This window comes from Paenibacillus sp. MMO-177, from assembly GCF_037147795.1.
Lineage (GTDB): Bacteria > Bacillota > Bacilli > Paenibacillales > Paenibacillaceae > Pristimantibacillus.
The window spans coordinates 1,236,301-1,249,459 of record NZ_JBBCUR010000001.1 but is presented as its reverse complement, the minus strand read 5'-3'; the positions used below and the strand labels follow the sequence as shown (position 1 = coordinate 1,249,459).

The following is a 13,159-nucleotide window of genomic DNA, read 5'->3' as shown; positions in this document are numbered from 1 at the left end:
TCCTCGCATCGGATTCGATGCGGGGACATTTTTACTGCTCGGAAGGAGTACAGAGAGATATGACGGAGATCAATCATCACACTAAGGTAACAGAAAATTTGCTGCTATTTATCCCGCTGGATTCATCACGTCACAGCCGCACTTATTCCTACTTAACAGTAGAAGCAGCTTTTGAAGACGGCTTAAACGAGAAGCTGCAGGCTTTGAAGGATGGCAGAGAGCAAATCGCGGCGGCAGCCTATATGGCGTTGCTGTACCGATTGTCCGGAGAAACCGGCATTATGGCGGAGTGGATTACGGGCGGCGGGACGCCGGTACCCCTTCTTCTAAGCTTTGAACAGAAGCAGACTTTCGCTAGTTTGAAAGAGACCATTAACAGCCAGGCTGCTGCCGGAGCTGTCGCTTCGCCGGAGCTGCAATTCGACACCCGCTTCTCGTGCGGTCAGCCGATCGGCACGGTGCAGGAGCTGCTGAACTGGCAGCTGCTTCACGAAGACGGACGCTGGATGCTGCGAGTGGATTACGACAGCTCGGTGCTTGCGGAATCTACGATTCGCAGGTATATGCAATATTACAATATCCTGCTGGAAGCAGCTCTTGCGGATGAAGGCAGCCTGATTGCCGCTGTTGATATTTTGCTGGGTACGGACCGGGCGGTCTATGATCGGATGAACGATACGGCTTATCCTTACGATCGAACAAAAACGATTCACGGCATGTTCGAGCAGGCTGCGGCGGCTTATCCGGACCGTATTGCGGTCTCTTCCATTCATGGTCAGCTGACTTACCGCGAGTTAAACGAGAGAGCAAACAGCACGGCAAGAATGCTGCTGCACCGCGGCCTTGGCAAAGGGGATTTCGTCACCATCTTTATGGAGCGGAGCCTCGAGCTGATCGTCAGCCTGCTTGGCATCCTTAAGGCGGGCGGCGTTTACGTTCCGGTTGACCCGGAGCATCCGGAGGACCGCAACCGCTATATTTTATCGGATACCGCATCCGCCTTTATCCTGACCAAATCCGCTTATGAAGCAGAAGCAGCCTTGCTCTGCGAAGGCGTGGATACCGTAAAGGAAATCATCGCGTTAGACTCCGGCATGACGGAGGTCTACGAAGGCATATACAATGTCGAGAACGGGGTTGCCTCTGAGGATCTCGCCTATATTATCTATACATCCGGCTCGACGGGAAGGCCGAAGGGCGCGCTGATCGCGCACGAAGGCGTGGTCAACCTGGGCGAGACGGTCCGCACGGATTGCCGGATCGGTCCTGAGGACGTGCTTACGCAGTTCGCAACCTACAGCTTTGACGCTTCGGTATGGGATACGATTGGCGCTTTGTTTTACGGGGCGCATCTCTATCTGCTGTCTTCGGAGGAACGGGTATCCGTCGAGGAGTTCGCAAGCGCTATTGAGAGAACGGGGACAACCATTATTACCATTCTCCCTACCGTGTTCTTTAATCAGCTGTCCGCATATTTGTCGGAAGAAGGCTATCGCAAATTGTCGGGCGTCAAGCTCATCACCGTTGCGGGGGAGGCGTTATACGGCGAGCAGGTCCGGGCTTTCCAGCGCAAATTCCACGACGCGATCGATATCGTTAACGTGTACGGTCCAACCGAATGCACGGTTTGCACAACTACGTTTACGGTTAGAGGTTTTATTCCGGATGAAGTAACGAACATTCCGATCGGCAAGCCGATTCATAATTACAAGGTCTATATTGTGAATGAGGAAAATCAGCTGTGTCCGGTGAACGTGCATGGCGAAGTATATATTTCAACGGTAGGCCTAGCGAAAGGGTACTTGAACCAGCCCGAGAAAACGGCCGAAGCCTTTATCGATAATCCGTTTGGCGAGGGGCAAATCTACAAGTCCGGCGATATCGCAAAGCTGCTGCCTGACGGAACGGTCGAATATGTGGGGCGCCGCGACTCTCAGATCAAAATCCGCGGTCACCGCATCGAAATCGGGGAGATCGAGGACAGCTTCGCCAAAATTCCAAACGTACAGGACGTTGCGGTCATCTGCAAGAAGGATACGGACGGCCAAAATATGCTGGTCGGTTATTACACGACCCAAGACGGCGAACAGCTGCAGTCAGCGGTTATCAAGAGGATGCTTGGAACTAAGCTGCCTTCCTATTTCGTTCCGAAATGGATCGTTCAGCTGGATGCGATGCCAACCTCGCCAACGGGCAAAATCGACCGTAAAGGGCTGCAGCGCTTTAATCATATGGAGACCGCTGCCGCGGATGAAGGCTTTGTGCCGCCGGCTACGGCTATTGAACGGGACGTTGCGGCATCGTGGCAGGAGGCGCTGCGTCTGGAACAGGTTGGACGGTACGATGATTTCTTCTCGATTGGCGGCGATTCGCTGGCGATTATTCATGTGCTCGTCCTGCTGAAGCCGCAATATCCGGAGCTGAAAATCAATGATTTCTTTACTTTCCGGACAGTGGAAGCCTTGTCCTTGCGGATTGAGAAGCTTCAAGCGGAACAGCCTCAGATGGAGGAACGCTCTGCCAAGCCGGCAACCGGACCGATTGTGCCGCTTAACGAAGAGCCTCCGATTCCGGAATGGGGAGCGGAATTGACGCATGGCGATTGCGTTGAACCCAAAGCTATCTTATTAACGGGGGCTACGGGTTATCTGGGCGCCTATCTGCTGCATGAGCTGCTTGAACAGAGCGATGCAACGGTCTATTGCCTCGTCCGTCCGGGCATCGATTCCGGTCTGATCCGCATTCAGGCGCATATGGAATACTTCTTTGGCCAAGCTGCAAAAGAGCGTATCGAGGAGCGGGTGATGGCGGTAGAAGGCGACTTGGAGCAAGAGGACCTGGGGATTTCCGCCGAGATGCGGCAGGAGCTTCTCGGTAAGCTGGATGCCATTATTCACAGCGCAGCCGATGTAAGGCATTTCGGCGAGGAAGAGCAATTTGCGAAGACGAATATTGCGGGCACGCTCGCTTTGATCAATCTTGCCAAGGCTTGCTTGAAGCCGGTTCGCTTCCATCATATTTCTACACTCGGCATACCGGAGGATTTGGCGTTAAGCGGGCAATGGGAAGAGGTATTAAACGAGCAGGCGCTATGGCCTGATCTGAAGGTAGAGAATCTGTATACGAACAGCAAGATGGAAGCGGAAAAAGCGCTGATGTCCGCGGCCGAAGAAGGGCTGAGCGTCAACATCTACCGGGCCGGCAATCTGTCCTCCCATTCCGAGAGCGGCTTGTTTCAGCGGAATATCGACAGCAATTCGTTCTACCGCATGCTGAAGGCGATGCTGCTGCTCGGAAAAGCGCCAAAGGTGGAATGGGAGGTGGACTTTACCCCAATTGATTACGCGGGTAAATCAATCGTTGCGCTTGCACTCCAGTCGGCTCATTCGGGACGATTGTTCCACATTTGCAACCCGGAGACCATCCCGTATACCAAATGGGTGGATCTCATCCGCGAATACGGTTACGCTGTAGAGCTTCTGGAGCCGGACGCTTATACCAAATGGCTGTTTGACGCATCCGTTCCGAAAAACGCGGAAGGCGTCAAGCTGGCGATTGCCCAGCTGGAAGGGGACGGCGCGAAGGATTCGAGCTACCGCTACGGATGCGAATACACGTATGAAATCCTGCAGGAGCTTGGCATTGCATGCGCTGCGCCGGACAGCCGCTTTATGGGGGCTATGCTGGATCATGCCGTGAAAATCGGGTACTTCCCGAAAGCGTTGGTAACGGTATAATAAGTTTGTCCATAAGCAATAGTCTCTATGATCACCGTACATTGGATTTCATCCAATAAAATCCGGCTGACAGGATAAAATGCAGAGGCTGCGTTGGATTCACTCCAGTAAATTAGTCCATATTGAGCCGCTTTCGCCTAATTTGGCAGATTATACGGGATCCAATCCAATGTACTCGAGTAGACAAGCAAAAATGACTTATAATGCTGTACGAAATCCACTGTAGCCCTTCACACCGCTAAGGATGATCCGATAGGGATCGAATGTAGAGGTTGCTATTTAGCTCAAATCTAAAGGGAAATTCCATTGTCGTGTCATGACTAATGGGAATTTCCCTTTTCGCATTTATTCGGGACGGTTGCCTCCATGCCCTAGAAGCTGTGGCGGGCGTTTAAGTCTACGACAACGTAAAGCTTAACAACGTTCCTTTTGCGGCCGGAAGCCGGTTCACGGTCGAATCGTTAGTGATGAAGCCTAGGCGGATGGTGCTGCCCGACGTTAAACCAAGAGAAGAAAGAGGGACTGCGACTTCAATAACCGTATCGTTGCGGACATACTGGGCGGAGCTGAGCGTAGAAGCCAGGCTCCAAGTCCAGCTATTGCCCGTTCCGCTGTAGGCGAAAAGGTTTTGATTCTCCAGCAGGGTATCCACGCCGCTTGTAGCCCAGTTCGCCGGATTATAGCCGGAAGACGCGTTATTATCCGTGTTCAGGTAGAACTGGCTTTTGGCGTTCAAGCCGCTGCCTTGAATAAGCAGATACAGGTTGGTGCCGTCGTTTTTCGCTTTCATGGCGGTAATGGTGCCGCCTGCGCTGCCGTTTAGTGCCGGGACCGATCCCCAGTCGCTTGCGCTGCCGTCGATTGTTATCGTGGTAACGGCCTGAGGTGTCGCGCTGACTGCGGTTGATTTGGCGGATTCATTATTGCTTGTATCCACGGCGCTGATCTGGAACGAATAGGAGGTGCCGTTGGTTAGTCCGGTAGCGGTATAAGTCGTTCCTGTCACGGGGGTGGTATTTAACTTTGTTGTCCCCCGGTAAAGGTTGTAGCCCTGCAGATCGGATTCGGCGTTGGCCGACCAGGTTAACGTGACCTGGCTGCTGCCTGCGGAAGCGGTTAGACCAGCCGGGACGGAAGGCGCTGTCGTATCCGGCGTTGTGCCGCCTCCGCCGGTTCCGCCGCTGCCAAGCGTATAGCCGGGCAGAACGCCGCTGCTGCCGGGCAGCCGGTTCACCGCCGAGTCGTTGCTGATATAGCCGGCGCGGATCGTGTTTCCGTTTGCGAGGTTAAGCGTACTCAGCGGGATCGACAGCTCAACGACATTGTTGTTGCGCTGGAACTCGGCGGTGCTAAGCGTACGGACTGACGTCCACGACCAGCCTGCGCCGTTGTTGCGGTACACGATATTGTTCTCGATCATGTATTCGGCGCCGCTTTCCGCGCCGGAGGTGTTCCAGCCGGCCGCGTTATAACCGGTCAGCGGGTTGTTGTCCGTATCGAGGAACAGCTGGCCTTTGACATTCAAGTTATTGCCTTGGACAAGCAGGTACAGCTGACTTGCCGTATTGGACGCCTTAAGCACCTGCACATCGGAGGTGCCGGAAGCAAGCGCAGGGATTCCGCTCCAGTCCGAGGCTGCTCCGTCAATTGTTATTGTCGCTTGCGTAGTACCGCTAGGCGTTACGGATACGGCAGAACTCAGCGGAGACTCCTGACCGGCATTGTTCACAGCGGATACCTGGAAGCTGTAGGCCGTGCCGTTTGTTAAACCGGTATTGATGTAAGAAGTTCCGGTTATCGGTGAGCTGTTTACTTTCGTGCCGTTCCGGTACACGTTATATCCCGAGAGGTTCGCTTCCGTATTGGCGGTCCAGCTTAAGACGGCCTGGCCGTTGCCGGCATTTGCGGTCAGTCCTGCAGGAGCAGCGGGCGCAACAGGGGCAGCGGGAGTGGCGGATACCGCTGAGCTGAGTGCCGACTGGACGCCGTTTGCATTCACGGCTGCAACCTGGAAGCTATAGCTGGTGCCGTTTGTCAGACCCGTTGCGGTATAGGATGGGCTGGTCACAAGGGTGCTGTTAAGCTTGGTGCCGCCGCGATAGACGTTATAGCCTGCCAGATTGGACTCGGAATTTGGGCTCCAGCTTAAGAATACCTGGGCGTTGCCCGGCGAAGCCGACAGTCCGGTTGGAGCGCTTGGCACGGCAGGCGAGCCCGGAACGGTAAATTTAACAGACGAGCCGCCAAAGTTGGCTGTCCGGAACCACATCCAGATATCCTGCCCGGCAAGCGAATCCGGGAAAATATAGTCCGCGTCGAACATCAGCTCAACCGAATTGCCGGTTTGCTTCGCGATTACCGGCCATCCGTTGTTGCCGACGGTTGTGGACGGGAACTTGAACACGTCGGCCTGCCCGCTTACATGCGGGGCGAGGTACACCTTGTTCATGTTCTCGAAATAGATGCGGGAATCCGGCGTAATGGGCCAGGCCACGCCCTGCCAGCCGGTTGCTCCTTTTTTGTCGTAATCGAAGTAGAGCATTTCCCCTTGCATGTTTATTGTGGATAAGGCATCAATCTTCATCAGGAATTTATCGCCGGCGAACTTGGTGTACACCTTCGTTATGCCTTTGGCATTGCTGCCCGCCGGATCGCTGTAGATTGGCGTTTCGCTGGCCCAGTCCGAGAACTGCCCGTCGATATTGAAGCCGCCCTGCAGATCGGTCGGATGCATGCCGGCGAGCGAGGAAGAAGGCTGGCCGCTTGCATCCAGCCAGTTTTTCGCGTCTTGGTACATATTGGTGAAATTGGTGGCGCCGCTCACGTCGTAACCCATGTAGTGGCTGTTATTCACGATTTCGTTCATCCATTTGTTCGTGCTTGCGGAAGGAATCGTAAAGTCGCAGATGATGATGTTGAAGCCGTCCGGCTGATTCGCCTGGGCGTTCATGTATTCTTTCCAGAAGCCTCCAAAGTTGTCGCGGCTGCGGTAGGTAGGGGAGGCGGAATTGGTGTTCCAGTTGTCTGCGAATGCCGCGTTCTCGTCATAGAATTTGGAGCCTGACGTGATGTAGGGGTTGTAATACCAGGATTCGGTTAGGAAAATGTTAATCGCATGCCGATAGCGCTCGGCGAATTGGGAGGTGCCTTCGTCCGGGTTGAAATACCAATAGCCCCGGTTCGCCGCGACAATCTTGGTTGGATCAACGGCTTTGACCGCTTCGACCAGCTCAACCATGCCTTTGGCCGTGAAGCCGAAGTTGCCGCGCGGACCCCAGGAGGTGGTTGGGCCTGCGCCGCCGATCGGATCCGGCGTATCGACGGTATCCAGGAACACGCCGTCGTACCCGGCATCATGCTCCAGCTTGTCGGTCATGAAGGTAATAAGCTTCTTCCACGTCGGATCGCCGCCGTTTATATAACCGCCTCCGTAGGTTTTGTTCTTGTCGGCAACGCCGTCCCCGGTTTTCCAATACCCTCCGTACATATAGCGGGAGTCGTTCACCCAGGTTCCTTGCTGATCCAGATACCAAGGCATCAGACCGTTATTGCTCCAGCTGAGCAGACTACCGGTAGAGGAGTAGTCGTTCGCAATCGAGATGCCCGCGTAGCCGTTGTAACCGGAATTATAAGTGCCGTCCGGCGTTGCGCCGCCTTCCACGTTTATGTAATTGCCGGAGCTGTTGTAGTTCCAAGGATTAGGACCGTGCAGCGGTCCGCTTGGTCCGCTGTAATCCGCCGGAAGCAGGCCGACGTCCTTGCCGTTCTGAATTGTCATATCGCCGGTAAAGCCGGTAAATACGCTGGAAGTAGCCAGCTCGCCAACCGACATATAGGCCAGCACGATGACGTCGTCGGCCGTACCGAGAATGCCGTCAACGCCCCGTTTTACTTCGTTAACCTGATTGGGGGTAAACGTCTCGAAGTAGAATTGGTTCTTTGCGACGTTAATGATGCGGATGGTAGGCTCAAGGATTACAAGATCGTACATCTTTAACGTATCAAGCTGAGTCTGGGTAGCGGTATTGGTGCCGTACCAGATCATAACCCGGCTGTATTCGCTGAGACCGGGTACTTTGCCGTATAAGGGATCTTTGCCGATGGCGGCGTGTGCGGACGGCGCGAGGCCGGGAGCGCGGAATGTCGGAAACAACAGCAGCAGGACAAGGGATGCGGTGAGCATTCGGCGAGCCAAACGATGGAAGGCTGTAAGCAAAATAGTCACTCCTCTTTTTTTTGAACTGTATTTCGTCGGAAAATTCGGACAAATCACCTCCTAAATCCTTGCATAAATTTGGCGCAAAAAATCAAGAAAATTAACAAGACAAATGAAATGCTCATGCACCAACGAGGCCATTATAATCGAGCATTTACAGGAATACAACAAATAAATTCATAGTTTCCCAAGAGACAGGCTCACTGTTTCAACGTTTAGTGCCCTTAAAGGATGAAACGATTAGTTATTAGTCAGATAAAATATTTGCCGCAAAAATTATAAATATTTTCCTAAAAATGATTGAAATTTGTGTAAATATTTACTAGAATGAGGGGCAACAAGCGTCTAGTGCTTATACAAACAAAGGAGGCTGCGATTGGCAGAGCAACGTCTAGGGGAGAGTTCGTCGAGAATCGCTTCAAACGGAAGGACAAACCGAAGGGATGGGGAAACGATGGGCAAGACGGGGAAAAAGTTAGCGTTAACGGCATTGGCGGCAATGATGGGGGCTCTTCCGGCTGTCGGGCTGCCTGCGACAGCTGCGGAAGCCCGTTCCGGTGCCTCGCCGCTGTACGGGAATTTCGAGGATTGGAATGGCGGGCACACGAATCAGGCAACGGCTAATAACCGGATGGAATCCATTAAAGCCGTTAATCAGGACGGCAAGCTTTATGTCATGGCGAAGGGAAGCGGGATGAACCGCGCCAAGACGCTGTACATAAATGCCGATAATAATGCGGCAACGGGAGCGAATATAGCCGGGTGGAGGGATTCTGGCGGCATTGATTACAAGATCGAAGGCGATGCTGCATATGCGTACGAGAATGGAGATTGGGTGCAGCGGGGACAGGTTGTGCTGAAGGATAACGACACCGTGGCGGAATACGAGATTGACCTGACGGCGCTTCCGGCTGCCGATCCTGCCGGCAAAATCAAAGTGGGCCTGTTGTCGGAAGGCTCGATGCTGCCGGAGCTTGGCGAGTTAATGGTCCCTGTGCAGCCTTCCTCCTCCGGCGGCGCGGCGCAAGCGGCTCCTCCGCCTCCAACCAATCTGGCCATTGACGGGGATGGTGCCGAATGGGCTGACGTGCCTGAGCTGCTCCGCAGCACGGACGGGAAAACGACGGTGAAATACGCGGTATCGTCGGATGCCCTGCACATGCTGATCGAGGGACGCATCGACAACGGCGAATTCCCGGATTTGTGGGAGCATCTGCTGATCGACGTTGACCGAAAGCCTTCAACCGGCAATGCGATGTGGGCATGGGCGGGCACGCTGGGCTCGGAATATCTCGTCCAATCCGGTTTTCTCTATGAGGCAAACGGAAGCGGCGGCTGGCAGGAGGCGGCGACCGGACTGAGCTATGCCCGTTCCGGAACGGGTGATGCCAAGACGATTGAATGGACGCTGCCTCTTGCTGACCTGCATGCCGGCGACGCAAAGTCGGTTCATGTTGCTTTTCTAAGCAATAACTATGCCATGCCGGACCCTGCCGGCGATCCCGCGGAGATTAGCCTCATGGCGAAGCCGCAATTAACGGTGGACGGCGATCCCTCGGATTGGGCGGGTATTCAGCCACTGACCGTTACGGCGGACGGGCTGACGACGGTGAAAACATACGTGACGGACGACAAGTTATTTGCACTCATTGATGGCCGAATCGATAATGCCGAGTTCCCTAATCTGTGGGAGCATCTGTTCCTGGATACGGACAAAAATCCTTCCACCGGTACCTCCAGCTGGGCGTGGGCGGGCAAGCTCGGCGCCGAATACCTGGTTCAGACGGCCATTCTGTACGCTTCGAACGGAAGCGGCGGCTGGGATCAGACGTCTGCGGTATTCCCTTATGTCAGTGCGGGAACGGGCGATCATAAAGTGATTGAATGGTCCGTGCCGCTTAGCGAGCTTGGGATTACCGATGAACAGTCCATTCATGCCGGATTCCTGAGCAACAGCTATGCCGCGCCAGATGCAAGCGGCGATCCGGCTGTTATCCAGCTCCGCAGCAGCGGTTCTTCCATAACGGTAGACGGGGACGACAGCGATTGGAGCGGGGTGGAGCTTGGCGCCGCCGCTGGCGGTTCCTCCTATGTGCTGGACGCAGTGCAGGACGAGCGCAAGCTGTACGTCCAGGTGAAGGGCAAGAACCTCGATCTGCGTAACGTCTATTATCTGAATACGGATGGCGATTCCGCTACGGGAGCGTTAACCGGCTTATGGACGGAGGAAGGCTTCGATTACAAAATCGACCGGGGGACGTTGTACGAATACAACCAACAGAATGGATCGTGGGAGGAGAAGGGTCCGGTTTATCTGGCTGTAACGGACGATGCGATTGAAATCAACGTATACCTGGATCAACTGGGTCTTGATGAACCAGCTCCAATCAAGCTTGGCTATGCTAACCGCGGCATGCTGCAGCTGCCGATGGGCGGCAGCGCGCCGCTGACCGTGGACAATACGGTGCGGACGCAGGAGACGGCAGGAGTATTTTACCCGCGCCAAAGCTTTGAACTGCTGAACAATCCTTTTATGGGATGGGTGGCTTGGGCGAAGGATTCTTCCAAAGCGGACGGCACTCCGTATCCGCAGCAGCACAGTCTGGTGTATGCGGGGATTTCGTGGCGGGAGCTGGAGCCGGTAAAAGGGCAGTTCGACTGGGCAGGCATCGAGCAGAAATATCAGTTCGCTTATTGGGCTTCGCAGGGCAAACGGATCAATCTGCGGATTGTAATGGATACGCCTACGGCCGACCCGTCTCATAAGGATATTCCGGATTGGCTGTACGATGAGCTTGCCGCGGAAGGGAATGCCGGCACCTGGTACGATACGCAGGAGGTTGGCTCCGGCTTTAGCCCGAATTACAACAGCGAGACGCTGCTGGCCGAGCATGAGCGGATGATTGCCAAGGTAGCCGAGCGGTATGACAATGATCCGCGGATTGCTTTCGTGCAATTGGGAAGCCTGGGTCACTGGGGAGAGTGGCATACGTGGCCAAGCGGCTCCGGCGTGTTTCCGAAGCTGAGTATTTCCGATCAGTACGTTCAGCACTACCTGGACGCGTTTAAGCATAAGCAGATTGGCATGAGAAAGCCGTTCCCGATCGCAAGCGAGCAGCGGACCGGATTGTTTAACGACGTGTTCGGCATCAAATCCAGCACGGACGAGTGGGTCGGCTGGACGCAAAACGGCTGGTCGGGCATCGGAGAATTCGTGGATAATCCGGCGGATGCGGCATCTGCGCAAGCGGCTTCGGCGATGCCGGACTTTTGGAAGTATGCGTACTCCGGCGGAGAGTTTGCCAACGGCAACCCGGAAAGCTGGCTGACCGATGATGCCGTAATGGAATCTTTGCGCCAGATGCGGGTCAGCCATACCTCGTGGCTTGGTCCGTCTTCCCCGGCGCGCACGGCTTACGGAACCGACATTCAGTCCAACATCGAGACGATGCAGAAAATGATGGGCTACCGCTATGTTATCGATGCGGTTAAGCATTCGGACTCCGCGGCGCACGGAGCATCTGTTTCCTTCGAGACGGTTCTAAATAATAAAGGGGTTGCTCCGTTCTATCAGGATTGGAAGCTGGAATACAGCCTTGCCGACGCCAACGGAACAATCGTGTACAAAGAGCGGCAGAATACCGATCTGCGTACGCTTCTGCCAGGCCGGCATGTGCTGGAGCAGCAGCTGAATTTGCCAAGTACGCTTGCGGCAGGCAGCTACAAGCTGCTTATTGCCGTCATCGATCCGGCAACCGATTCTCCGGGCATGGAGCTGGCAATTGACGGGAAACGTCCGGACGGAAGATACGGGGTTGGCAGTCTGACGGTGACCGGCTCATCCGGCAGTGCGGGCAGCGGGAACGGCTCGGCGCCGACGGCGGATGACGGCAAGGTTCAGCGCCTGAACAATCCGGTTCTCACGGACGGTAAGCTTGCTGTTACGCTGCTTACAGGCAAAGAGAAACTCGAGGTGCCTCTTCGGGCGTCGGCTCTCGCGGATAATCCGTCCATTGTTGTTTCGGACGGGAAAGTAAGCTGGGAGCTGCCGGGTTCCCTGCTGGCCAAGGCGAAGGAGCAGGCTGGAAGCGGCGCGGCTTGGCTGACGATTACGGTTAAGCCCGGCTTGGATCTTGCTTCCTATGCAGCGAAGGATAACGCTGCGGCACAAGGGATCGGGCAGGCGGTTTCCTTTGGGCTTGCGGTAACTACGGCTACGTGGGAGAAGACGATTGATTTTGCGGCTACGCCCGTCAAAGTGTCCTTGAAGCCCGATTCGACGGATGTAAATGCCGTTAATCTTTACGGTATTCAGAATGAACGGTTAAAAGCGGCCTCTGCGAGCTTCCGTAACGGGTTGTTAACGGCGCTAATAACAACCCCGGGAACCTATCAATGGCTGAATTACGAGAAGGTCTTCCGTGATGTCGCGGCAGGACATTGGGCGGCGGACGCCATCGAAGCGCTGGCGGCCAAGCAAGTGATGCAGGGAGTAGACCGCGATAGGTTTGCGCCTAACCGTTCCGTTACCCGCGTAGAGCTTGCCGCCATGCTTGCAAGAATACTGGGGCTTGGGACGGTGCCGGACGGCGGAACGCAAACGCCGTTCCGGGATGTTCCGGCACAGGCTTGGTATACGAAGGAGTTGAAGGAAGTTTTGGCAGCGGGATTAATGAATGGTTACGGCGATACGTTCCGGCCGAATGCGGAAATCACCCGGGAGGAGCTGGCGGTTCTGGCGATTCGGGCGGCCGCTAAGATTTCCGGGGAAGCAGCTGCGGTAACGTCACCTAATCATGAAGACGCAAGCTATCGGGATGCGGAACAGATTAGCGATTGGGCCTCAGATAGCGTAATAAAGGCGAAGCAGCTTGGTCTATTGATCGGCGATGAGGACGGCCGGTTCCGTCCTCAGGAAGGCGTGTCGCGCGCTGAAGCGGCAGTCATTACGCTTCGATTGATGGAGATGCTGTTGAAATAAGAGTGTGCACGAGAGACTGCCCGGAAAGCCGGGCAGTCTCTTTTTGCCCCAAGAATGTTTGGTAGAAATTTCTTGGCGAATTTTGCTTAAAGTACATTTAATTTGGCGCAAATACTTAAACGAAACTTTACTTATTGGTGTCATATTTCCAAAATTTATGAAGCAATATATTTAAATATTTAGCTAAAAACCCGCGTTATTACTGATAAAAACAAATAAAAAAAT

3 protein-coding genes are annotated in these 13,159 nt (G+C 54.5%); 2 read left to right on the top strand and 1 reads right to left on the bottom strand.

All coding sequences use genetic code 11. From position 1 onward, the window contains the following. Positions 1-59 precede the first annotated feature (59 nt). Positions 60-3,737 carry a non-ribosomal peptide synthetase family protein gene (locus tag WFK81_RS05605; RefSeq protein WP_336785431.1) on the top strand — a complete coding sequence of 1,226 codons (3,678 nt, stop codon included), beginning with the start codon at positions 60-62 and terminating at the stop codon, positions 3,735-3,737. Between the two features lie 397 nt (positions 3,738-4,134). Here the strand turns inward: WFK81_RS05605 and WFK81_RS05600 are convergent, their stop codons facing one another. Then, a complete protein-coding gene (locus WFK81_RS05600) occupies positions 4,135-7,920 on the bottom strand; it encodes a fibronectin type III domain-containing protein (RefSeq protein ID WP_336785430.1) in 3,786 nt (1,261 codons plus the stop codon). A 409-nt stretch (positions 7,921-8,329) separates the two neighbouring features. Here WFK81_RS05600 and WFK81_RS05595 point away from each other — a divergent pair, with 409 nt between their 5' ends. After that, entirely contained in the window at positions 8,330-12,934 is a 4,605-nt protein-coding gene (locus tag WFK81_RS05595; protein ID WP_336785429.1) for an S-layer homology domain-containing protein, read from the top strand. Positions 12,935-13,159 lie beyond the last annotated feature (225 nt).